18 protein-coding genes and 1 pseudogene are annotated in these 24304 nt (G+C 70.8%); 9 read left to right on the top strand and 10 right to left on the bottom strand.

Annotated features, from left to right (window positions below; genetic code table 11):
* Positions 1 to 35: 35 nt before the first annotated feature.
* From AB0C25_RS14370 to AB0C25_RS14335, 8 genes are all read left to right on the top strand, one after another.
* On the top strand, positions 36 to 1523 hold the full coding sequence (locus tag AB0C25_RS14370; RefSeq protein WP_357373132.1) for an FAD-dependent oxidoreductase: 1488 nt from the start codon (positions 36 to 38) through the stop codon (positions 1521 to 1523).
* A 321-nt stretch (positions 1524 to 1844) separates the two neighbouring features.
* Entirely contained in the window at positions 1845 to 2849 is a 1005-nt protein-coding gene (locus AB0C25_RS14365; RefSeq protein WP_357373129.1) for a LacI family DNA-binding transcriptional regulator, read from the top strand.
* 411 nt (positions 2850 to 3260) lie between these two features.
* Positions 3261 to 4640, top strand: a complete 1380-nt coding sequence (locus tag AB0C25_RS14360; RefSeq protein WP_357373127.1) for an extracellular solute-binding protein — start codon at positions 3261 to 3263, stop codon at positions 4638 to 4640.
* Positions 4641 to 4727: 87 nt separating this feature from the next.
* Entirely contained in the window at positions 4728 to 5684 is a 957-nt protein-coding gene (locus AB0C25_RS14355) for a sugar ABC transporter permease (RefSeq protein ID WP_357373125.1), read from the top strand.
* Between the two features lie 11 nt (positions 5685 to 5695).
* Positions 5696 to 6583, top strand: a complete 888-nt coding sequence (locus AB0C25_RS14350) for a carbohydrate ABC transporter permease (protein ID WP_357243629.1) — start codon at positions 5696 to 5698, stop codon at positions 6581 to 6583.
* A 138-nt stretch (positions 6584 to 6721) separates the two neighbouring features.
* On the top strand, positions 6722 to 8344 hold the full coding sequence (locus tag AB0C25_RS14345) for a glycoside hydrolase family 13 protein (protein ID WP_357373123.1): 1623 nt from the start codon (positions 6722 to 6724) through the stop codon (positions 8342 to 8344).
* 141 nt (positions 8345 to 8485) lie between these two features.
* A complete protein-coding gene (locus AB0C25_RS14340) occupies positions 8486 to 11386 on the top strand; it encodes a discoidin domain-containing protein (protein WP_357373121.1) in 2901 nt (966 codons plus the stop codon).
* 186 nt (positions 11387 to 11572) lie between these two features.
* Positions 11573 to 15262 carry a discoidin domain-containing protein gene (locus AB0C25_RS14335; RefSeq protein ID WP_357373119.1) on the top strand — a complete coding sequence of 1230 codons (3690 nt, stop codon included), beginning with the start codon at positions 11573 to 11575 and terminating at the stop codon, positions 15260 to 15262.
* On the opposite strand, the gene AB0C25_RS14330 is transcribed toward AB0C25_RS14335, so the two are convergent.
* Positions 15249 to 16064 (bottom strand): crotonase/enoyl-CoA hydratase family protein, encoded by an 816-nt coding sequence (locus AB0C25_RS14330; RefSeq protein WP_357373117.1) that lies wholly within the window; start codon positions 16062 to 16064, stop codon positions 15249 to 15251. The genes AB0C25_RS14335 and AB0C25_RS14330 overlap by 14 nt on opposite strands.
* 139 nt (positions 16065 to 16203) lie before the next feature.
* On the opposite strand from AB0C25_RS14330, the gene AB0C25_RS14325 reads away from it, so the two are divergent.
* Positions 16204 to 17058 carry a DUF2231 domain-containing protein gene (locus AB0C25_RS14325; protein ID WP_357373115.1) on the top strand — a complete coding sequence of 285 codons (855 nt, stop codon included), beginning with the start codon at positions 16204 to 16206 and terminating at the stop codon, positions 17056 to 17058.
* A gap of 437 nt (positions 17059 to 17495) precedes the next feature.
* Here the strand turns inward: AB0C25_RS14325 and AB0C25_RS14320 are convergent.
* From AB0C25_RS14320 to AB0C25_RS14280, 9 genes and pseudogenes are all read right to left on the bottom strand, one after another.
* Positions 17496 to 18515: pseudogene (locus AB0C25_RS14320) on the bottom strand (LysM domain-containing protein); the annotation flags it as partial.
* Positions 18516 to 18529: 14 nt separating this feature from the next.
* Positions 18530 to 18976, bottom strand: coding sequence for a pilus assembly protein TadG-related protein (locus tag AB0C25_RS14315; protein ID WP_357373113.1), 447 nt, complete (start codon positions 18974 to 18976; stop codon positions 18530 to 18532).
* Positions 18973 to 19440 (bottom strand): TadE/TadG family type IV pilus assembly protein, encoded by a 468-nt coding sequence (locus tag AB0C25_RS14310; RefSeq protein ID WP_357373111.1) that lies wholly within the window; start codon positions 19438 to 19440, stop codon positions 18973 to 18975. The genes AB0C25_RS14315 and AB0C25_RS14310 overlap by 4 nt, the downstream gene beginning before the upstream one ends.
* Positions 19437 to 19883 carry a TadE/TadG family type IV pilus assembly protein gene (locus tag AB0C25_RS14305; protein ID WP_357373109.1) on the bottom strand — a complete coding sequence of 149 codons (447 nt, stop codon included), beginning with the start codon at positions 19881 to 19883 and terminating at the stop codon, positions 19437 to 19439. Before AB0C25_RS14305 ends, AB0C25_RS14310 begins: the two co-directional genes overlap by 4 nt.
* 5 nt (positions 19884 to 19888) lie before the next feature.
* A complete protein-coding gene (locus AB0C25_RS14300) occupies positions 19889 to 20110 on the bottom strand; it encodes a hypothetical protein (protein ID WP_357373107.1) in 222 nt (73 codons plus the stop codon).
* Between the two features lie 26 nt (positions 20111 to 20136).
* Positions 20137 to 21006: a type II secretion system F family protein gene (locus AB0C25_RS14295; RefSeq protein ID WP_357373379.1), complete on the bottom strand. Its 870-nt coding sequence runs from the start codon at positions 21004 to 21006 to the stop codon at positions 20137 to 20139.
* Positions 21007 to 21064: 58 nt separating this feature from the next.
* Positions 21065 to 21967: a type II secretion system F family protein gene (locus AB0C25_RS14290; protein ID WP_357373105.1), complete on the bottom strand. Its 903-nt coding sequence runs from the start codon at positions 21965 to 21967 to the stop codon at positions 21065 to 21067.
* Between the two features lie 4 nt (positions 21968 to 21971).
* A complete protein-coding gene (locus AB0C25_RS14285; RefSeq protein WP_357373103.1) occupies positions 21972 to 23513 on the bottom strand; it encodes an ATPase, T2SS/T4P/T4SS family in 1542 nt (513 codons plus the stop codon).
* The gene (locus AB0C25_RS14280) at positions 23503 to 24303 is read right to left on the bottom strand and encodes a ParA family protein (RefSeq protein WP_357373101.1); all 801 of its coding nucleotides are present in this window, start codon (positions 24301 to 24303) and stop codon (positions 23503 to 23505) included. The genes AB0C25_RS14285 and AB0C25_RS14280 overlap by 11 nt, the downstream gene beginning before the upstream one ends.
* Position 24304: the final 1 nt, after the last annotated feature.

Genomic DNA, 24304 nt, shown 5'->3' with positions numbered 1-24304 from the left:
GCCCACCCCGGTGGTCGCGGTGGTGTCGCTGGGGGATGCTGTTCGGTGTGGCGGAGCCGGAGCTGGTGGATGTGGTCGTGGTGGGGCTCGGGGTCGGCGGCGAGGAGGTCGCCGGGCGACTCGCCGAGGCCGGCCTGAGTGTCGTCGGCATCGAGCGGGACCTGGTCGGTGGGGAGTGCCCGTACTGGGGCTGCATCCCGAGCAAGATGATGATCAGGGCCGCCAACGCGCTCGCCGAGGCCCGCCGGGTCGATGGGCTGGCCGGGACGGCGCAGGTCCAACCGGACTGGGCGCCGGTGGCGAAGCGCATCCGCGAGGAGGCCACCGACACCTGGGACGACACGGTCGCGGCGGAGCGGTTCGTCGGCAAGGGCGGCCGGCTCGTGCGAGGCAGCGGCCGGTTCGACGGTCCGGGCCGGATCCGCGTCGGTGACCAGGTGTTCCAGGCCCGACACGGGATCGTGTTGGGCACCGGCACCCGCCCCTCGGTGCCGCCGATCGACGGCCTCGCCGACACCCCGTACTGGACCAACCACCAGGCGATCGAGGCCGACCAACTGCCGGAGTCGCTGCTGGTGCTCGGCGGCGGCGCGATCGGCTTGGAGTTGGCGCAGGTCTTCGCCCGCTTTGGGGTGCGGGTCACCGTGGTGGAGGCACTCGACCGGGTGCTGGCCGTCGAGGAGCCGGAGGCGTCCGACGTCGCCGCCGCGGCGCTGCGCGCCGACGGCGTGGAGATCCACACCGGGGTACGCGCCGAGCGGGTCGAGCACGACGGCACCCGGTTCACCCTGCGCGGTGGCGGCGGCACGGAGTTCACCGCCGACCGGCTGCTGGTGGTCACCGGACGCAAGGCGCACCTGGAAGAACTCGGGTTGGACACGATCGGCGTGGATGCCAGCCAGCGCTATCTGCCGGTCGACGACCGTCTGCACGTCACCGACCAGGTCTGGGCGGTCGGCGACCTGACCGGTGAGGGCGCCTTCACCCACATCGCCATGTACCAGGCGGGGATCGTGATCGCGGACATCCTGGCCCGCGCCCGACAGGCAGCGTCGGGGGCGGACGCCAGCGGCACCTCAAGCGTGGTCGGTGGCGCGATGGGGGCGTCCAGCGCGCTTGCCGCCAGCGGGTCGAGCGGGTCGGCCGGCACCGTTCCGCGAGCCGACTACCGTGCGCTGCCCCGGGTGACCTTCACCGATCCCGAGGTGGGCGCGGTCGGGCTCACCGAGCGGCAGGCCCGCGAGCGAGGCATCAACGTGCAGGTCGGTTTCACGAAGCTCGGCAGCTCGACCCGTGGGTGGATCCACCGGGTCGGCGACGACGGGTTCATCAAGCTCGTCGCGGACGCCGACCAGGGGGTGCTGATCGGGGCGACGTCCGTCGGTCCGGCCGGCGGCGAGGTGCTCTCCGCACTGGTGGTGGCGGTGCACGCGGCGGTGCCGCTGAGCCAGCTCCGCCACATGATCTACGCCTACCCGACCTTCCACCGGGCCATCGAGTCCGCGCTACACGACCTGTCCTGACCGCCCGCGAAGCGCCGCGAAGCGCCGCGCCGCGCCGCCCGCGCCGCGCCGCCCGCGCCGCCCGCGCCGCGCCGGGGGTGATCCACTCGCCTTCATGAAAGTCGCGGTGTCCGTGGCCGTTTGACACCGCGACATCATGAAAGCCGAGTTGATCAAGGCTCGGGCGGTGCGACCTGGTGTCGATGGCGCGCGAACTCCGCCGCCGGGCGCCGATTCAGCCCGCCGGAATGGTGGCGGATGGGCAGAATGCGGCAGCCGGACAGCAAACGTCGGGCATTTGGCTGTTCATTTCTTTCATTGTGGTGACGTACGATTGCGACCGTGACCAAGCGGTTGACTGAAGTTGCCAAGAAGGCGGGCGTCAGCGAGGCCACCGTCAGTCGGGTGCTCAACGGCCGTGACGGGGTTTCCGAGGCGACCCGGACCGCCGTGCTGACCGCACTCGACGTGCTCGGTTACGAGCGGCCGACCAAGCTGCGTGGCGAACGCGCCCGGCTGGTCGGGCTGGTGCTGCCCGAGTTGCAGAACCCGATCTTCCCGGCGTTGGCCGAGGTCGTCACCGGGACTCTCGCCCAGCGGGGCTACACCCCGGCTCTCTGCGCCCGGACCATCGGCGGGGTGTCCGAGATGGACTACGTGGAGATGCTCCTCGACCACCAGGTCTCCGGGGTGATCTTCGCCGGTGGCTCGTACGCGCTCGCCGACGCTCGACACGACCACTACCGTCGACTGACCGAGCGGGGCCTTCCCGTCGTGCTCGTCAACGCGGGCGTGGACGAGCTGGGGTTCCCGCGGGTCTCCACCGACGACGCGGTCGCGGTCGAGCAGGCGTACGGGCACCTGCGTTCGCTCGGGCACGAACGGATCGGGATGGTCCTCGGCCCGGAGGGGCACGTGCCGTCCCGCCGCAAGCTGGACGCGATGATCCGGGCCGCGGGCTGGGACGAGGCCGACGCCGAGTGTGTCGAGCGGTCCAGCTTCTCGATGGAGGGTGCGCGGGTCGCCGCGACGAAACTGGTCGAGCGCGGCGTGACCGGCATCATCTGTGCCAGCGACGTGCTCGCGCTGGGCACGATCCGCGCGGTCCGACGGCTGGGGCGTTCGGTGCCGGCCGACGTGTCGGTGGTGGGCTACGACGACTCCGCGTTCATGACGTGCACCGACCCGCCGCTGACCACGGTGCGGCAGCCGATCGAGACGATGGGGCAGGCTGCCGTGGACCTGCTGGTCACCCAGATCGAGGGTGCCGGCGTGCTGCACGACGAGTTGCTGTTCGAGCCCGAGCTGGTGGTCCGCGGCTCGACCGCTCCCGCGCCGGGTCGCTAGCGACCACGCCGGGTCGCCAGCGACCACGCCCGGTCGCTGGCGACCGCTCCCGTCGCTGGCCACCGTCCCCGTCGCTCGCGACCGCTCCACCCGACGCTTCGGCCGTCGACCGCTCCCGGCGGTCGGCGGCCGTTTTCGTCGCTGCGAACGTCGAGCAGCATCGACCTGTCCGAATGGCCCTTCATAAGGGGTCAAAGGCCAGCATATCCGGCTGCTTTCACGGGCTTGCCAACATCTGCCGTAATCACGTCGTGTCCTTTCGGAACAGGGTCGATACCTTGCCGAAATGAGTCCCCCTCGCTACAGTGACTCCACTCACACCTGGCTCCGACGCAGCTACTGGGCGTCAGGTCGTATCACCGCAGATCAGCGAAGGTCATTGGAGTCACCCGTTCCCGAAGGGATGGACAGATGTCCGTACCGCAATACCGAAAGGCTGCGGCGGTTGCGCTCGTGGCCGGCCTGGGGCTCAGCCTCACGGCGTGCTCCACGAAGAGCGACGACAAGGACACGACCGCCGGCGGCAAGGTCACCATCACGGTCGACTGCCAGCCGGTCGGCGCCCAGAAAGAGCTGTTGAAGAACTGGAACGACGACGTCGCCGAGTTCCAGCGGCAGAACCCGGACATCGTCGTCAAGAGCGTCAGCGTCGGGGAGCAGTGCAACAACCCGCCGGACTTCACCGCCCGCCTTGCCGGTGGCACCGTGACCGACGTGTTCTACGGCTACATGACCGACCTCCAGCAGGTGCTGGACTCGGGTCAGGCGATGGACATCACCCAGTTCGCCAACAAGGACAACATCTCCACCTGGGACAGCGTCGACCCGGCGCTCAAGGAGGTCTTCACCGACGGCGGCAAGCTCTACGCCGTGCCGGTCAAGAACTACTCGATGGGTCTGGTCTACAACAAGGCCCTGTTCCAGCAGGCCGGGCTCGACGCCAACAACCCGCCGAAGACCTGGGCCGACGTCCGGGCCGCCGCCAAGAAGATCTCGGCGCTCGGCAACGGCATCGCGGGCTACTCGGAGTACAGCGCCGGCAACACCGGCGGCTGGCACTTCACCTCCCTGCTCTACTCGCAGGGCGGCCGCGTGCTGACCGAGGACGGCAAGAAGGCCGACTTCAACAACGCCCAGGGCAAGCAGGTCCTGCAGAACATCAAGGACATGCGGTACGGCGACAACAGCATGGGCGCCCGTCAGCTGCTGCAGTGGGCTGACCTGCTGACGAACGCCGGCGCGGGCAAGGTCGGCATGTTCATCGGCGCGCCGGACGCCACCCAGGCGATCGTCACCCAGTTCCAGGGCAAGTTCCAGGACTGGGCGATGGCTCCGCTGCCCGGCCAGGACGGTGCGGCGAAGGGGACGCTCGGCGGCGGAGAGGGCTACTTCTTCAAGAAGGACCTGACCCCCGAGCAGGTCAAGGCCGGCATGAAGTGGATCGCGTACCAGAAGCTGACGCCGGGCAAGGGTCAGTTCGACTACGTCCGGGCCAAGCCGCAGAACTACCCGGTGGGTCTGCCCCAGCCGCTGCTCTTCGCCAACGGCAGTGAGGCGCAGAAGCAGGAGCTGGATCTGCGCAAGGCGAACGCGAACGTCGACACGGCGAACTTCGCGCTCTTCGAGGCCACCCCGGTGCCGATCAAGGGTGAGCCGCGTAACGCACAGGCGGTCTACGCGGTGCTCGACGCTGCGATGTCCGGTGTGCTGACCAACCCGAACGCGAACATCGACGCGCTGCTCAAGACCGCCGAGCAGAAGGTCAACCAGCTCCTCGCCGCGGAGAGCTGACCGATCGTGTGGGGGCCGGGACGCCGACCCGGCCCCCACACCATCCGCCGCACATCGTCGACGTCACCGACTCACCCAGGAGTTGCCTTGGCGATCACCACCGTCCCGGAGGCCACCAGGAAACCGGGCCGCCCGCCGTCGCCGTACTCGGCGAGGCCGCAGCGCACCAGCCTCGGCCGCAAGGTACGGGACAACCTCACCGGTCACGCGTTCCTGATCGGCGCGGTGCTCTGTTTCGTCGTCTTCTCCTGGTATCCGATGGTCCGCGGAATCGTGATGAGCTTCCAGCGCACCCGGCGCGGCGAGACGACCTGGGTGGGCTGGGACAACTACACGCGCATCATCGCCGACCCCAGCTTCTGGACGGCCTGGCAGAACACCTTCTACTTCACGGTGCTCGCGCTCGTCCTCGGGTACGCGGTGCCGTTCTTCGTGGCGATCCTGCTCAACGAGTTCCGGCACGCCAAGGGTTACCTGCGGATCCTGGTCTACCTGCCGGTGATGCTGCCACCCGCCTCGGCGCTGTTCCTGTTCAAGTTCTACGCGTACGACCCCAGCGAGGCAGGGCTCTTCAACGCGATCCTCAAGGCGCTGCACCTGCCCACCTCGCAGTGGATGCAGTCGCCGGAGATGACGATGCCGGCCATGGTGGTCGCGTCGACCTGGATGAACATGGGCGGCGCGGTGCTCATCTACCTGGCGTCGTTGCAGAACATCCCCGGGGAGCTGTACGAGGCGGCCGAACTCGACGGCGCCGGGATCTGGAAGCGGATCATCCACGTGACGATCCCGCAGACCCGGCTGATCCTCGCGCTCCTGGCGATGTTGCAGATCGTGGCCACGATGCAGCTCTTCATCGAGCCCCTGATCCTCGCCAACGGCGCGGGCGCGGAGGACTCCGCGACCTCGGTGGCGTACCTCATCTACCAGCACGGGTTCTTCCAGAACGACCTCAACGGCGCCGCTGCCCTGGGCGTGATCATGCTCGTGGTGCTGGCCGGCTTCTCCGCCGTGTACGTGCGGCTGACTGCGAAACAGGACTAGGACGGCGAGGAATGGCACAGGATTCCGGAACCCGGACCCTCATCTCCCACTCCCAGCTCAGCCGGGGGCGCGGCAAGGTCATCTACTGGACGCTGCTGGTCGTCGTGGTGGCGGGGTTCACGCTCGTCTTCCTCGGACCGCTCTACTGGATGGTCACCGGCGCGCTCAAGTCCGGCCAGGAGATCGCCCAGACCCCACCGACGCTGTTCCCGAAGGATCCGCAGCCGCAGAACTACATCGACGCGTGGAACAACCTGGCCCTCGCCAAGCTGCTGTTCAACACGTTCTACTACGCGATCGGCGCGGTGCTGTTCCAACTCGTCTTCGACGCGGCTGCCGCGTACTCGTTGTCCAAGCTGAGGCCGATCTTCGGCAACGTGATCCTCGCGCTGATGCTGGGGACGCTGATGATCCCGGCGATGGTCCTCATCGTCCCGCAGTACGTGACGGTGCTGGACCTGCCGATCCTGCACATCAACCTGCTGGACTCGCCGTTCGCCATCTGGCTGCCGATGGTCGCGAACGCGTTCAACATCTTCCTGCTGAAGCGGTTCTTCGACTCGATTCCCGAGGAGTTGATGGCGGCGGCCCTGATGGACGGGGCCTCGTCACTGCGCACCCTCTGGTCGATCATCCTGCCGCTTTCGCGTCCCATCCTCGGCGTCGTCTCGATCTTCGCCGTGACGGCGGTGTGGAAGGACTTCCTCTGGCCGAAGCTGGTCATGCCCTCGCCGGAGACCCGGACGGTGAGCGTCGGCATCTACACCTTCGCCGGTGGTACGCCGATGAACGTGGTGATCGCCGCGTCGGTCATCGCCGCGATCCCGACTGTCATCATCTTCCTGATCTTCCAACGGAACATCATGTCCGGTCTGACCACGGGCAGCATCAAGGGATAGCCAGCAGCGCATCCTTCCGCGGCGAACAACGATCGTTCGCCCGCCACATATCCAGGTCCGGCTGACCCGCCGACGTACTGACGCAGAAAGCAGGTGCTCGTGTCCACAGCTGACAGAAGTCCGTGGTGGCGTGGAGCCGTGATCTACCAGGTGTATCCCCGGAGCTTCGCCGACGGTAACGGCGACGGCATCGGTGACATCGCCGGCATCCGGTCCCGGCTGAACCACCTGTCCGCGCTCGGCGTCGACGCGATCTGGTTCAGCCCCTGGTACCCGTCCCCGATGGCCGACGCCGGCTACGACGTGTCCGACTACCGCGACATCGACCCGGTCTTCGGCAGCCTGGCCGAGGCGGAGGCGCTGATCGCCGAGGCACACGAGCTGGGCATCCGGACCATCGTCGACGTGGTGCCGAACCACTGCTCCGACGCGCACCCCTGGTTCCAGGCGGCGCTCGCCGGTGGACCCGACGCGCCGGAGCGGGACCTGTTCTGGTTCCGGCCCGGCCGGGGTCCGAACGGCGACCAGCGGCCCACCGACTGGATCGGCGAGTTCGGCGGCGAGACGTGGACCCGCACCACCAACCCGGACGGCACCCCCGGCGACTGGTACCTGCACCTGTTCGCCCCGCAGCAGCCGGACTTCAACTGGGACCACCCCCGGGTACGGGCGGAATTCGAGGACATCCTGCGGTTCTGGTTCGACCGGGGCGTGGACGGCATCCGGATCGACTCGGCCGGGCTCCTGGTCAAGGACGGGGAACTGCCCGAGGTTCGACCCGACCACCCGCACCCGTTCCACGACCTCGACGGGGTGCACGACATCTACCGGGGCTGGCGGCGGGTCGCCGACTCCTACCCGGGCGAGCGGGCCCTGATCGGTGAGGTGTGGCTGCCGGACCGGCAGCGGTTCGCCAACTACCTGCGACCGGACGAGCTGCACGCCGCGTTCAACTTCGACTTCCTCGGTTGCGCGTGGGACGCCTCGGCGCTGCGCGAGAGCATCGACGGGACGCTGAGCGCGCACGCGCCGGTCGGCGCACCGGCCACCTGGGTGCTCTCCAACCACGACGTCACCCGACACGTCACCCGCTACGGTCGGGCGGACACCCGGTTCAGCTTCGCCGCGAAGCGCGAGGGGACCCCCACCGACCTGGAGTTGGGCACCCGTCGGGCGCGCGCCGCCGCACTGCTCTCGCTGTCGCTGCCCGGTGCCGCCTACGTCTACCAGGGCGAGGAACTGGGCCTCTACGAGGTCGAGGACATCCCGTACGCGCTGCGGCAGGACCCGATGTGGGAACGGTCCGGCCGGATCGACCCGGGCCGGGACGGCTGCCGCGTACCGCTGCCGTGGGCCGGTGACGAGCCGCCGTTCGAGTTCAGCCCCGCCGGTGCCGCGACGCCCTGGCTGCCCCAGCCGGCCGACTGGAAGGACCGGACGGCCAGCGCGCAGACCGGCGACTCGACCTCGATGCTGGAGCTGTACCGGGCGGCGATCCAGGCCCGCAGGGCCGAACCGGCGCTCGGTGACGGCGAGCTGACCTGGCTGCCCGCCCCGGACGGGGTGCTCGCCTTCAGCCGCGGCGGTGGCTTCAGCTGTCTGGTCAACCTGTCCGCCGAGGCGGTGCCGATGCCAGTGCAGGGGGAGTTGCTGCTGGCGAGCGGGCCACTCGACGACGGGTTGCTGCCGTCCGACACCGCGGTCTGGCTGCGTACCGCCGAATCCACCGACGGGCCGCGCGGGGCGGACGGCCCGGCCTGACCTGACTCCGCTCGCCGTGGTGCCGGCGGCCCGTCCCGGCCGCCGGCACCACGCCACCAGGAAGGAGGTACGAGGGGGACGCGCGACACCGCACCGACACGGGGGGATCTGGCCTGCCTGACGAAAGGGAGAGCGCAGCTCATGGCCAACCACACCACCGGCACCCCGCACCACCTTCGACACCCGGCCCGGGCAGGGTTGGCCGCCATCGCCGCCACCCTGCTCGCCGCCACCTCGGTGACCGTCCTCGCGGTCACCGGCACCGCGACTCCGGCCGCAGCGGCCGGGTTGTCCCCCTTCGACATCTCCGGCCGGGGCGCCACCGTCCCGTTCATCGAGCAGGAGGCGGAGGAGGCCGCCCACAACGGCTCGAAGATCGGCCCGGACCGGCGCTATGGAACGCTGCCGTCCGAGGCGTCCGGTCGGGAGGCGGTCACCCTCGACGCCGTCGGCGAGTACGTCGAGTTCACCCTCACCGCGCCTGCCAACGCGGTCACCTTCCGGTACAGCCTGCCGGACAGCCCGTCCGGCACCGGCCGGGACGCCACCATCGACCTGCGGGCCAACGGGTCGCTGCTGAAGTCGGTCCCGGTGACGTCGAGATACGGCTGGTACTACGGCGGATACCCGTTCAACAACAACCCGGGTGACACCAACCCGCACCACTTCTACGACGAGACCCGGGCGATGTTCGGCAGCACCCAGCCGGCCGGCACGAAGATCCGCTTCCAGGTCTCCTCGACCGCCCAGTCGCCCACGTTCACCATCGACCTGGCCGACTTCGAGCTGGTCGCCCCCGCGATCACGAAGCCCGCCGGTGTGCTCGACGTGGTCACCGACTTCGGCGCCGACCCGAGCGGCGCGACCGACTCGACCGCCAGGTTCCAGGCGGCGGTCGACGCCGGCAAGGCCCAGGGCAGGGCCGTCTGGATCCCGACCGGGACCTTCACCCTCTGGGATCACGTGGTGGTCGACGGGGTGACACTGCGCGGCGCCGGGCCCTGGTATTCGGTGCTCGGTGGCCGGCACCCCACCGACCGGAACAGGTCCGTCGGCATCTACGGCAAGTACGTGCCCGGCGGCGGCTACACGGGGCCGGTCCGCGCGCACGAGGCGAACGGGCCGAGCCGCAACGTCACGCTGCGGGACTTCGCCATCATCGGCGACATCCGCGAGCGGATCGACGACGACCAGGTCAACGCCCTGGGCGGGGCGATGACCAACTCGGTGGTCGACAACCTCTGGCTGGAGAACACGAAGGTCGGGGCGTGGATGGACGGCCCGATGGACAACTTCACCATCCGCAACAGCCGGATCCTGGACCAGACCGCGGACGGGGTGAACTTCCACACCGGCGTGACCAACTCGACGGTGACCAACACGTTCGTGCGCAACACCGGCGACGACGCGTTGGCCATGTGGGCGCAGAGCGTGCCGAACGTCAACAACTCCTTCACCCACAACACCATCGGTGTGACCGTGCTGGCGAACCACCTGGTCAGCTACGGCGGTCGGGACATCAAGATCACCGACAACGTGACGGCTGACTCGCTGACCAACGGCGGCGGCATCCACGTGGCCAACCGCTACCCGGGTGTGCAGGGCGACACCGCGGTCCGGGGCACCTGGACTATCGCCCGGAACACGTTGATCCGTAACGGCAACTCGGACTACAACTGGAACTTCGGCGTCGGGGCGATCTGGTTCTCCGCACTGAACGAGTCGTTCCAGCAGGCCACCATCAACATCACCGACACCGACATCCTGGACAGCTCGTACGCGGCGCTGCACTGGATCGAGGGCCAGACCAGCGGCATCAACCTGAGCAACGTGCGGATCGACGGCGCCGGCACGTACGCGCTCCAGGTGCAGGCACCCAGCCAGGTGTCGTTCACGAACGTGCGGGCCACCAACATCGCGCAGAGCAACCCGATGCACAACTGCGTGGGCGGTGGCTTCCAGATCACCCAGGGCAGCGGCAACTCCGGCTGGTACACGTCGACCCCGTACTGCGGCCCGTGGCCGAACCCGCAGTGGGGCGGCGGACCCACCACGCCGCCGCCGACCACCCCGGGGCCCACCACTCCGGCACCGACCACCCCGGCGCCGACCACGCCGCCGCCCACCACGCCGCCGCCCACCAGCGGAGGGAACCTGGCGCTGAACCGGTCGGCGACCGCGACCAGCACCAACCAGAGCTACACGGCGGCCAACGTGGTGGACGGCAACGCGGCCAGCTACTGGGAGAGCGCCAACAACGCCTTCCCGCAGTCGGTCACCGTCGACCTGGGCTCGGCCCGATCGGTCGACCGGGTGGTGCTCAAGCTGCCCAGCGGTTGGGAGCAACGCACCGAGACGCTGTCGGTGCTCGGCTCCACCGACGGCTCGTCGTACGCCACCCTGGCATCGTCCGCCGGTCGGGTGTTCGCTCCCGGCTCGGGCAACGCCGTGTCGATCGGCCTGCCCTCCGGTGACCGCCGCTACCTCCGGGTGACGGTCACCGGCAACACCGGCTGGCCGGCCGCCCAACTGTCCGAGGTCGAGGTGTACGGCGGCACGCAGACCACCCCGCCGCCCACCACGGCCCCGCCGACCACAGCCCCGCCGACCACGCCGCCGCCCAGCGGCAACCTGGCGGCCGGGCGGTCGGTCACCGAGACCAGCCACTCCGACGTGTACGCCGCCGCCAACACCGTGGACGGCAACCCGAACACCTACTGGGAGAGCGCCAACAACGCCTTCCCGCAGTCGCTGACGGTGGACCTGGGCGCCAACCGGACGGTGTCCCGGGTCGTGCTGAAACTCCCACCGTCGTCGGCCTGGCAGACGCGTACGCAGACGCTGTCGGTGCTCGGCTCCACGAACGGCTCGTCCTTCAGCACCCTGAAGGCGTCCGCCGGCCACACCTTCAACCCGGCCAGCGGCAACACGGTCACCGTGACCTTCACGGCGACCAGCCAGCGGTACCTGCGGCTGACCGTCACCGGCAACACCGGCTGGCCAGCAGGTCAGCTCAGCGAGTTCGAGGTCTATTCCACCTAGCCCGGGTGCCCCCGTCCGCCCAGGGCGGGGGCCACCGATCCGGCGCTCCGGGGCGAAGGGGCCCCGGCCCGCCGACCCCGTCCCACCCGCACCGTCCCCCACCTGTCGCGGAACGACGGGCGTACCCCTGCACCCGTCGCCGGGCAACGCACCCGCACCCACCCCCGAAAGAGGTGTAGCGACCCCATGTCCAGTAACGGCACCAGACGAGGCACGCCGCCGAGCGGCGCGCCCAATCCCGTCCCCCGCACCGCCCGCAGCCGGCGGCTCCTCGCCGGCGCACTCGCCGGGATGCTCCTCGCCACCGCCCCGGTCGTCACCCCCGCGGCGACCGCGGCACCGGCGGCCGACCCGTCCGCGGCCGCCGCGCGCATGGCGATGCTCGCCGGGCTCTCGGCCACCATGACCGCCAGCAGCTACAACCAGAACTACGTGGCGGGCAACGCCAACGACGGCAACGCCTCGACCTACTGGGAGAGCGCCAACAACGCGTTCCCGCAGTGGATCCAGGCGGACCTGGGCGCCACGGTCAACGTCGACCGGGTGGTGCTCAAGCTGCCGCCCGCGTCGGACTGGCAGACCCGCACCCAGACGCTGTCGGTGCTCGGCTCCACGAACGGCTCGTCCTTCACCACCCTGAAGGCGTCCGCCGGCTACACCTTCAACCCGAGCAGCGGCAACACCGCGACCGTCAGCTTCACCGCCGCCAGCACCCGCTACGTACGGGTTCAGGTCACCGGCAACACCGGCTGGCCGGCCGCACAGCTCTCCGAGGTCGAGGTGTACGGCGCCACCGGCAGCACCGACACCCAGGCTCCCAGCGCCCCCGGCAACCTGGCGTACACCCAGCCCGCCAGCGGGCAGATCCGGCTCACCTGGTCGGCGTCCTCCGACAACGTCGGGGTCACCGGGTACGACGTGTACGCGGGCGGCGCGCTGCGCGGCAGCGTCAACGGCTCGACGCTCACCTACACCGACAGCCAGTCCGACAGCGCCACCGTCTCGTACTACGTGCGGGCCAAGGACGCGGCCGGCAACCAGTCGTCGAACAGCAACACGGTGACCCGGACCGGCACCGGCAACCCGCCGACCGGGAGCAACCTGGCGGTCGGCAAGCCGATCACCGCCTCCGGGTTCGTGCACACGTTCGTGGCCACCAACGCCAACGACAACAACGTGGCGACCTACTGGGAGGGCAACGGCAACCCGAGCACGTTGACCGTGCAACTCGGCGCGAACGCCAGCCTCAGTCAGGTCGTCGTGAAGCTCAACCCGGACTCGGCCTGGGGTGCGCGGACGCAGAACATCACGGTGCTCGGCCGGGACCAGGGCTCGTCGTCCTTCACTACCCTGGCCGGCGCGGCGAACTACACCTTCAACCCGGGCAGCGGCAACACGGTGACCATCCCGGTCTCCGGTGCGGCGGCCGACGTCCGGCTCTCGATCGCCTCGAACACCGGCGCCCCCGCCGGGCAGGTGGCCGAGTTCCAGGTCTTCGGCACCCCCGCGCCGAACCCGGACCTGACCGTGACCGGCATGTCGTTCAGCCCGTCGGCACCCGTGGAGACCAGCACCATCACGCTCTCCGCGACCGTGCGTAACGCGGGCTCGGCGGCCTCCGGCGCGACGAACGTCAACTTCTACCTGGGCTCCACCCGGGTCGGCACCGCGTCGGTCGGCGGCCTCGCGGCCGGCGCCTCGACCACCGTCAGCGCCAGCATCGGCACCCGGGACGCGGGCAGCTACCCGCTCAGCGCGAAGGTCGACGAGTCGAACACCGTCGTCGAGCAGGACGACACCAACAACAGCTACTCCAACCCCAGCCCGCTGGTGGTCAGCGCGGTCGCCACGTCGGACCTGGTCGCCTCGTCGGTGGCCTGGTCGCCGGGCAACCCGTCGGCCGGCAACACGGTCACCTTCTCGGTGTCGGTGCGCAACGCCGGCAGTGTGGCGTCCGCGTCCGGCTCGCACGGCATCACGCTCACCGTGCTCAACGAGTCCGGCACGGTGGTCCGTACCCTGACCGGCTCGTACTCCGGTGTGATCAACGCCGGCGCGACGGTCGGCCCGATCAGCCTGGGCACCTGGACCGCCGCGAACGGTAAGTACACCGTCCGGGTGGTGCTCGCGGCCGACGGCAACGAGCTGCCGGTCAAGCAGGCCAACAACACAAGCGACCGTCCGCTCTTCGTCGGTCGCGGCGCCAACATGCCGTACGACATGTACGAGGCCGAGGACGGCGCGGTCGGCGGCGGCGCCAGCGTCGTCGGACCGAACCGGGAGGTCGGCGACCTGGCCGGCGAGGCGTCCGGTCGGCGTGCGGTGACCCTCAACTCGACCGGCAGCTACGTCGAGTTCACCACCCGGGCCAGCACCAACACGCTTGTCACCCGCTTCTCCATCCCGGACGCCCCGAGCGGCGGTGGGATCAACTCCACGCTGAACGTCTACGTCAACGGCACGTTCCACAAGGCCATCGACCTGACGTCCCGGTACGCCTGGCTCTACGGCAACGAAACCAACCCGGGCAACTCGCCCAGCGCGGGCGGGCCGCGGCACATCTACGACGAAGCCAACGTCATGCTCAACTCGACGGTCCCGGCCGGCAGCAAGATCCGCCTCCAGAAGGACTCGGCCAACACCACCAACTACGCGATCGACTTCATCAACACCGAGCAGGTGTCGCCGATCGCCAACCCGGACCCGACGCGCTACACCACGCCGGGCGGCTTCACCCACTCCGACGTGCAGAACGCCCTGGACCGGGTGCGGATGGACACCACCGGCAACCTGATCGGGGTGTACCTGCCGGCCGGCAACTACTCCACCTCGTCGAAGTTCCAGGTGTACGGCAAGGCGGTCCAGGTGACCGGCGCCGGCCCCTGGTACACCCGGTTCAACGCCCCGTCGGGCCAGGACAACACCGACATCGGCTTCCGGGCCGAGAACTCGGCGGCGAACTCGTCCTTCAAGAACTTCGCCTACTTCGGCAACTACACCTCGCGGATCGACGGTCCGGGCAAGGTGTTCGACTTCTCCAACGTGTCGAACATCGTGATCGACAACATCTGGAACGAGCACATGGTGTGCCTCTACTGGGGCGCGAACACCGACTACATGACGATCAAGAACTCCCGGATCCGCAACATGTTCGCCGACGGCATCAACATGACCAACGGGAGCACCAACAACCTGGTCAGCAACAACGACGCCCGGGCCACCGGCGACGACAGCTTCGCGCTGTTCTCGGCGATCGACGCGGGCGGCGCCGACATGAGGGACAACGTCTACGAGAACCTGACCTCGACCCTCACCTGGCGGGCCGCCGGTGTGGCCGTCTACGGCGGCTACGGCAACACGTTCCGCAACATCTACATCGCGGACACGCTTGTCTACTCCGGCATCACCATCAGCTCGCTCGACTTCGGCTACCCGATGAACGGCTTCGGTGCCAGCCCGCCGACCCGGTTCGAGAACATCTCGATCGTCCGGGCCGGTGGGCACTTCTGGGGCTCGCAGACCTTCCCGGCCATCTGGGTCTTCTCCGCCTCGAAGGTGTTCCAGGGCATCCGGGTCAGCGATGTCGACATCGTCGACCCGACCTACAGCGGCATCATGTTCCAGACCAACTACGTCGGCGGGCAGCCGCAGAACCCGATCACCGACACGGTCTTCACGAACGTCTCGATCAGCGGGGCGCGCAAGAGTGGTGACGCCTACGACGCCAAGTCCGGCTTCGCCATCTGGGCCAACCCGATGCCGGAGGCCGGGCAGGGGCCGGCCGTCGGGTCGGTCACCTTCAACAACCTGCGGCTGAGCAACAACGCGGTGGACATCCAGAACCCCACGACAACCTTCACCATCAACCGCAACTGATCCAGCCGGCACCGGATGCCGCCGGGAGGTTCACCCCTCCCGGCGGCATCGTGCCGTGCCGACCCTCGCCGCCCGCGAACCGGGCCGCGCCGGCCGCCGCGTCCGTGGCGAGCGAATCCATCCCGTACGCCAGCTCGGCCGCCAGCGCCTCCGGCTCGGGCCGTCCGGCACCGGCCAGGACCGCCGCCCGGTCGTTGCGCAGGCAGGTCTGCGGGTGCCGGGCGATCGCCGCGGCCAGCTCCTCGGCCGCGGCCCGCGCCTGGCCGGGTGGCACCAACCGATTGACCAACCCCATCGAGTACGCCTCATCCGCCGGCACCGGGCGGCCGGTGAGGATCAGATCCATGGCCCGGCTCTCGCCGATCAACCGGGGCAACCGCACGGTGCCACCGTCGATCAACGGCACGCCCCAGCGGCGGCAGAACACCCCGAGCGTCGCGTCGGACTCGGCGACCCGCAGGTCGCACCAGAGCGCCAACTCGAGCCCACCCGCCACCGCGTACCCGGAGATCGCCGCGATCACCGGTTTGCCGAGCGTCATCCGGGTCGGGCCCATCGGGCCGTCCCCCTCCGGCTCGACCCGGTTGCCGCTCGGCGTGCCGAGGGCCTTCAGGTCGGCGCCGGCGCAGAACGTGCCACCGGCCCCCCAGAGCACAGCCACCGACGCGTCCGGATCCGCGTCGAAGGCCCGGAACGCGTCGGCGAGCGCCCGAGCGGTGGGACCGTCGACGGCGTTCCGGACGTCCGCCCGATCCAGCACCACCGTGCTGACCGCCCCGACCCGCTCCACCCGAACACCCATCAACCCAGCATGCCCGCCCGACCCCACCCCCACCATCCCCGTCGATCTTGTATTTCCGGTTGTCGGCGGCGTGAGCCGGGGCGGCAGGTTTGTCGTCGCCGACCGGTTTGCTACGGCGATCGTCGGGAAGTCGGTACCCGTGCGAGCACTTTTGACGAAAGTTGAGCAGGACTCCCGGCTGGACCGCGCGGGTGACCGGTTGCAGAAGGTCGTCCTGGGGACGCTGCGTCCGCGGCGGCTGCGGGACCTGCTCCACGGGGTGACCCTCGGGCATCCGCTGCACCCGGCGATGGTGCAGGTGCCGGTCGGCGCGTGGATCAGCGCCGCCGTGCTGGACCTCATGCCCGGACAACGTCGACCCGCCACCGTGCTCGTCGGGCTGGGCACGGTCAGCGCGCTGCCGGCGGCGGTCGCCGGGCTGAACGACTGGGCGGCACTCGCCCGGGACCAGCGCCGGGTCGGCCTCGTGCACGCCGCCGCCAACACCGTCGGCCTGACGCTGTACGCCGGCTCGCTGGCGGCACGGCTGTCCGGTCGGCACGGCGTCGGCCGCGCGCTCGGGTTCCTCGGGCTCTCGACCGTGAGCCTCGGGGCGTACGTCGGGGGTCACCTCGCGTACAAGCAGGGGGCGCAGGTCAACCAGAGCGTCTCCGAGCTGCATCGGATGACCGACGGCTGGCACTCGCTCGCCGACATGGCGACGTTGCCGCAGCGCACCCTGATCACCCGAGAGGTGGACGACGACATCTCGGTGATCCTCTACCGCCACGGTGACGAGGTGACCGTGATGTTGGAGCGTTGCCCGCACCAGAGCGGGCCGCTCGGCGAGGGCGAGGTGCAGGAGATCGACGGCCACGCCTGCGTGGTCTGCCCGTGGCACGGCAGCGCGTTCCGACTCAACGGTGGCGAGGTCATGCAGGGTCCCTCCGGCAACGACCAGCAGATCCTGCCCACCCGGATCCAGAACGGCGTGCTCCAGACCCGCCTGCCCTGACCGGTCTCAGACCCGCCTGCGTGACGTCAGCTGCGTCGGTGTCGACCGACCGACGGCCCCTCCGGCATCGAGTCCAGGCCGTGCCCGCCGTCGAACAACCCCCCGTCAGCCCTGTCGCCAGCCCAACCGTCGTCGCCACCCCAGCCGGACGCGCCGGTGTGCGCCGTTCCGCTGCCCGGAGGTGCGATCCCGCTGCCGTACGGCGCGGTACCGCTGCCGCGAGACGCCATGCCACCACCACCGGTCGGCGCCGTGCCGTCGTCGCGTGTTGCTGGCGCTTCGAGGGCCGCCGCCCGGCTGGCGGCCCAGGCGGCACCACTTCCCGACGCCCCACCACCGGTCCGCCCCGCGCTGCTGCTCGTGCTCCCGCCGATGCTCCGGGCCGTACCGCCCCGGGGCGTGCGGGCCGCAGCCAGACGGGGAGCCGCTCCGGCGGCGGCCGGACGGCGGCGCAGCCCCAGGACCGCGCCGATCTGTGCGCCGACAATGCTGGCCACCGCCAGTACGGCCGAGACGGCGAGCGGTCGGTTCACCCGGTCCTCGGTGCCGGCTCGGGCCGCTCCGACAGTCATCGCGGGTGGCTGGCCCGTCGACTCCGTACCGCTGGGTGGTGGCGGGGCCGGCTGCTCCGGTGCGGCCCGTTCGGGCGCCGGCCGGGGCGCGGGCGGCTTCGGTGCCGCCGGCCGGTCGACGAGCCGTCCAGTCGCGTGCTTCCGGGTGCCCTGGTCGGCGGCCTCCGTGGGCAGTCGGAGCAGCTGACCCGGCCGGATGCGGTCCGGGTCGTCGAGCTTGTTCAGCTTGGCGAGCTGTCGGTAGTCGTCGAACTCGTCCAGGTAACGTTCGGCCACCTCGCCGAGGTAGTCGCCCCGCGCCACCCGGTACACCGGGGCCGGCTCGTCGTTGGCGCTCGTGCCACCGGGAGCGGCGGCCCGGCCCGCCAGCCCGCCCTGCGCCAGCGGGGCCGCCGTGTCGGGCGCCGCGCCCACCCGGGTCGGCGCGGCCAGGGTGGCGGCGGTCGGTGCGGTGGTGCTCGCGTACGCCGGAGCGCCGTAGACCGCCGCGGCGCTGGCGGCGGCCGGACTGGCCGCGAGGATCAGCGCGACCGAGCCGACAAGCGCGGCGGCGGCCTTCTGCTGGCGACTCATCCCGGGCAGCTTCGGCGCCGGGCGGCGCAGGGTCTGCGCCCCCAACTCCACGAGGACGGAGAAGGCGAACGTGGCCCAGCCGATCCAGCCGGCCACCGCCAGTGCCCGGAGGAAGAGCTGGCCGTCGTCCCTGCTGGTCAGCGCGGTGCCGATCTCGGCGACGGTGGGAAGGTGATCAGGCAGGGGATTGCCGGCGAAGGCCAGCAGTGCGATCGGCGCGCCAACCAGCAGCGCACACAGCACGGCCAGTGCGCCGAGGCCGGTGAGGACGCGTCCGGTCCGCCGTACGACGGACCCTGCCGATACGGGCATGGCTGCCTTCCTTCCTACGGTGCTGCTGCGGTGATGGCGCGCGCGGTCGCATCGCCGGTGACGGTGACCGTCTTGTCCTGGACGAAGGGTCCGACCATCGTGCGGTCGTAGGTGATCGTGACGGTGACCCGGATCAGGGTCTCCCCGGCGACCTCGGGGAAGCTCACGGTGTGGCCGCTGGTGCCCTCGGCGGCGTCCAGGTAGTTGGTGACCGCCACGAGCGCCGCGTCCCTGTCGATCCGCGTCGGCCGGCCATCGATCGCGGCCCCCCGGTCGATGGCCTGACCGCCGGCGCGGGCGGCCTCGGCGGCCAGGTTCTCGGCACGTTGCAGGCTGCGTAGCTGGCCGGCGCCGTCGAAGGAGAGACCCACGATGGCCAGTACGCCGATCATCGCCACCGCCAGGAAGATGCTCACCCGGCCGTGGTCGCCGGAGAGGGGGCGGCGGGCGTCCGCGGTCATTCCCGCCCCCGGTAACGGTCAAGTGGCGAGGTGAACGTCGCGCTTACCTGCTTCTCGCTCGGCATTCCGGGCAGGACATCGAGGGAGATGTCCCGGAGCGACACCAGGCAGACCACCGTCACCGTCACCGTCGCGTCCTCACCGACCGCGCTGCTGAAGGCATCGTCGAAGTTGCGCGACTGGCCAGCCACCGTGGCGGTGAGTTCCGGGCTCAGGTCGTTGGCGCAGGCCAACCCGCGCCAGTCGAGCTGATCCTGGACGGCTTTCAGCGCCGCTTCCCGGGCCGTCACCGAGGTCCGGGAGATCGACGCGGCGCGGGCGGCGTCATGGGCCGCGGCCTCGATCGCCTCCGCCGCCACCGCGGTACGTCCGGCGACGCCGGCCAGCACCATCAGCGCGATGAACGCGGGGGCGAGCACCGCCACCTCGATGGAGACCGAGCCCCGCTCGGCGGTGCGGCTCATGGCTCGGTCAACCTCTCCACCGTCCCGTGGGCGCTCTGTCGTATCGCGAAGTCCACGCCCGGTACCACCGACAGGGAACGGCCGCTCACCGTGCAGGTGACCTCGGCCCCGTTGATGATCACGCAGGTCAGGTCGGCGCTGTCCCAGCCCACCAGCCAGCCGCCGGCGGCCTCGAGGAAGCGGGTCGCGCTGTCCACGCCGGCACCGTTGGGCGCCTGGTACGGCCGTTGCGCGTTGACACCGCTCTGCGCGGCGTGCAAGGCGGTCGAGCGGGCGAGGAAGACGGCCGCGACCTGGACCGAGGCGAAGAGCAGCACCAGGATCAGCGGCATCATCACGGCCAGCTCCACCGGATTCGCGCCCCGCTCCCGGTCGCCGCCCGCGAGGCGGCGCCGGGTGGCGCTGACCGCCCGGCGCCACCTGGGGAACGGGGCTCGGCGCATCCCGGCTACTCGCCTTCGCCGCCGGTGCCTGCGCCCGGGGGTTCCGGGATGTCGTTCATCCAGTTTTCGGCCTTGGTCAGGGCCAGGGCGGTGACGGCTACGGCGACGGCGACCAGGCCGGCGATGATCACCGCGGTGGGCACCGGGCTGTCACCGCGCTCACCGTGGCGGCGCAGCTCGGCCAGGCGCGTCGTCAGCACGACGTGCAGGTAGCTGAAGATGGACATGGCGTAACTCCTTCAGGGGGAGGGCATCAGACACGGGCAACGAACGGGTAGAGGACGAAGCCGAGCAGCACGAACACGAGCAGCGCGCCCGGGATGTCGAGTCGGCTGGTCACCCCCTCGGCCTGGGCGAGGTTGTCGGTGCGGATCTGGTCGCGGAGGGAGTCGGCCCGGCTGCGCAGGGTCTCGTGCACCTGTGCGCCCTCGCTGCCGGAGGAGCGCATGATTGCGCCGACGTCACCCAGCTCCGGAATGCCGATCTTGTCGGCGAGGTCGCGCAGCTCGTCCCACGGCGCGTGCATCTGCATCTGGGCGATCCGCAGCGACTCCTGGAGCCGGTCGAACACCCAGCCGTCGCAGACCGCCGCGGCGCGCTCCAGCGACTGCACCGGCCCGTGCGCGGCGGAGAGCTGCAACGCCACCAGGTCGAGGTAGGTGCAGACGGCGGCGCGGAACTCGGCCCGCGCGGCCTCGGCCTTGGTCAGTACGGCCCGGTGCGCCAGCAGCCCGCCGATCAGTGCCAGGCCGAGGCTGCCGAGCACCGGTACGACGAGCGGAAACGAGACGCCGAGCACCAGCAGCGCCACCCCGAGCAGGGTCGGCGTGGCCAGCCCGACAAGTGCGGAGAGCAGCACCGACAGCGCGTACTGCTCGGGAGTCTGGCCGATCAGGGCGAGCTGCTGGTGCGGCGGTCGCAGCCAGCGGGACAACCCGGTCAACGAGTCCAGTCGCCGGGAGGCGGGTGTGGCGAGCCGGCCGGTGCCCGGCGGCTGGTGCAGCCGCCGCAGCGCCGGCCCGAGCGCCGGGGTCGCCGGCAGCAACTCCCGGACCACCAGGAACACGCCCAACCCGACGCCGGCACCGCCGCAGACGGCCATGGTGAGCTGCCAGTTCAGCATCATGGGAGCCGCCTTTCGTGCGCGACTGCGGGGCTCCGCTGCGCTGCACTCCTCGCGCTCACGCGATCACCTCACCCGGGTCGGGCGCCGGCAGGAACCGGGACGGCCGCTGTGGCTGGCTCATCGACCGCACCCAGGCCAGCAGGCCGATGAAGGCCGCACCCAGGGCGGCCATCACCACCTGACCCACCGGCGTGCCGTACGGCTTGATGTACTCGGCGTTGAGCAGCCCGTACGCCAGGGTGGCCAGGGTCATTCCGGTGAGGAAGCGGACCGCGAACCGGGGTTGGGTCCGCTTGGCCTCGATCTCCCGGCGGGTGGCCACCTCCGCGGATGCCGCACCGGCGATGGAGCCCAGCACGTCACCCAGCCGTTCGCCCCGGTCCGACAGGTGCAGGATCAGCGCCGCGACCACCTGGTCACCGACCGGGTCGGCGATTTCGTCGGCGAACGCCAGCAGCGCGGATCGGGCCAGCCAGCCGGCCTGTAGGCGGGCGGCGAGCAGCCGTACCTCTTCCTCGATGCCGGGTGGCACGCTGCCGATCGTGCCGATGATCGACTGTTGGAGGCCCTGCCCGGTGCCGGAGACGTCCTTGAGCCGGCGGGTCCACTCGCCCACCGCCTCGATCCGGGCGATCGCCCGCTGCTCTGCCCTGCCCACCCCGAACAGCCACGGGGTGCCGGGCACCGCCACCGCCACCAGCAGGCCCACCACCGGCAGTCCGGTCAGGAGGAAGGCCAGTGCGCCGGCACCCAGCGCGGCGACCAGCAGCGCCTGGTAGGCCCGCTGCTCGGTCGGCGTGGCGCCGGGCCCGCGCCACAGCCGAGCCAGACCCGGCCCGGCTCCCGGACGAGGTCCGGGTGGCCGGCGGGTGCCGACGAGCGCGACCACGGCCAACAGCAGCCCGGCCACGCAGGCGGCCCCGGAGACCACCGCGATCAACTCAACGCTTGCGAGCATCAGGTCACCGCCGGGCCAGTCGGGTCTGCCGGGGTCGTCGCCAGGCACCGGCACCGGCCTCCACCCACCGGGTCAGCAACCGCGCGTCGTAACCCACCCGCAGCAACTGGTCGCGGACCCGCTCCGGCAGGTGCCGGGGGACCGCCCGACCGTCCGGGCCGGGTCCGAACACCGTGGTGGTGGTGATCCGACCGGCTTCGCCGGCCCCGATCACCTCCTCCACATGGGAGACGAACCGGTGTTTCCGCCCGCCGATGGCGGTCTCGTCCTCGATGGTGACGTAGACGATCAGGTCGAGGGCGTTGCCGGCCATCCTGCGGGCCTGGTCGACTGTCATCTCGCGGCCGTGTGCCAACGCCAGCTCGACGATCCGTTCGCCCACCCCGGCGGCCGTACGGGCGTGGATGGTGCACATCGAGCCCCGGCTGGTGGTCATCGCCTGGAGCATCGGCACGATCTCCCGGGACCGCACCTCACCAACGATGATCCGCAAGACGCCCATCCGCAGCGACAGGGGGATCAGGTCGGCGATCGTCACCTCGCCGGCCGGACGGCCGTCGAAGCCGCGCTCGCCGTGCCCCTCCCGGGCCTCGAAGCTCATCACCGCCCGGTGGCGCTCCCGGCGGCGGGCCGGCAGCAGTTCGCGGCTCTCCTCCAGCAGCACGTACGGCTCGTCCGGCGGGATCTCGTTCATCAACGCCCGGATGATCGTGGTCTTACCGGCACCGGCCAACCCGGCGACCATGATGTTCAACCCGGCGCGCATCGCCGCGCGCAGGAAGTCGCGCAGCAGCGGGTCGATCATCTCGTCGAGGTCGCCACGGGTGCCCGCGATGTCGTCGAGGCTCACGTCCAGTGTGTTGTGCTTGCGGATCACCGCGTACGGGCGGTGGCTGACCAGGAACACCGCCGCCAGCCGGCTGCCGTCGGGCAGTTGCAGGTCGAGGGTGGGCTTCACGGTGGACAACGACCGCTCGGTCGCGCCCGCCCGCCGGGCCGCCGCCTGGAGGATCTCCACCAGTTCGGCGTCGCTGTCGGCGATCGGCTCGGCCCAGTCCACCCCACCGCCGTGCCTGGTGATGCGCACCTGGTCGCAGCCGAGAATGTGCACCTCCTCGATGGTGTCGTCGACCAGCAGCGTCTGTAGCCGACCGAGCCCCACCAGTTCGGCGGTCACCTGGTCGAGCAGCAGGCGCTCCTCGCCGGCAGCCATCGGGGTGCCGGCCCGGCGGACGAAGTCCGCGTACTGGGCGACCACCGTGACGGCCAACCGGGCCCGTTCGGTGTCCTCCTCGTCGGCGGTGAACTCCCGGCCGCGCTGCCACAGGGTGAGCCGTTCGGTGAGTTCCCGGCGCAGCTCCCGGACCACCTGGAAGTCCATCCGGGGTCGCGGCGCCGGCGCCGTCGGTGCTGCGGCCGCGGGCATCGGCTGCGGCATCGGCGTGGACTGTTGGTGCCGGCCGTTCGGTCCGGCCAGCGGCGGCTCGGTGGAGGTCACGCCCGGCGGCGGTTGGCGAGGATCCGCGGAGACCGGCTCAAACCGCATCCGGAACCCCCTGCTGCACGGGCCACGCCAGCCGGGCCTGCCGCCGTTCCAGGAGCGCGCCGATCGGCACCTCCAACGCGGCGGCCGCGCGCATCAGCGGCCGTCCGGTCCGCACGGTCCCGCCCAGGGTGAGCACCCCGGCGGTACGCGGATCGTGGGGCAGCCGCGCGACGACCGGCAGTTTCAGGGCGCGGCTGATCTCGGCTCGCCCGTGTCCGGCGCCGACCAGCAGCAGCCGCAGGGTGCCGGGTGGCACCCGGTGCTCGGCGAAGTCCCGTTCGATCGCGGTGATCACCGCCCGGGTGCCGGAGAGGTCCGGCAGGTGCGCCCGGGTCACCAGCAGCACCACCGAGGCCGCCCGCAGCACCGGCCACGGGGGTGCGGCCACGTGCAGCCGGCCGCAGTCGACAAGCACGTCGTAGCCGGGGATGCCGCGATCGAGGGCGTTGAAGTAGTCGGCGAACCGCTGCCAGAGCGGGGTGACGCTGCCGCCCTGGGCCGGGTCGACGAGCCCGGGCAGCAGCAGTCGCTCCCGGTGGGGTGCGTCCAGGTCGACCAGTTGCGACCAGAACGCGGTCTCCAGGTTGCCGTCGCGCAGTTCTCCGACGGCCAGCTCGCCGATGCCGCGAGGGCCGTCCAACTGGCCGCCGAGATAGCCGGCGAGGATCGACCCGCCGGCCGGGTCGCACTCGGCGAGCACCAGCCGTCGGTGCCACGCCAGTGTGCAGGCCAGCGCGGAGGTCGTGACGCCGGGCGAACCCTTCGCGGACACCAGCGCGATGATCGCCATG

Source organism: Micromonospora sp. NPDC048839 (genome assembly GCF_040649915.1).
In the GTDB taxonomy this organism is placed as follows: Bacteria; Actinomycetota; Actinomycetes; order Mycobacteriales; family Micromonosporaceae; genus Micromonospora.
The sequence above is the reverse complement of the archived record's forward strand: the minus strand, read 5'-3'. Positions and strand labels throughout refer to the sequence as shown.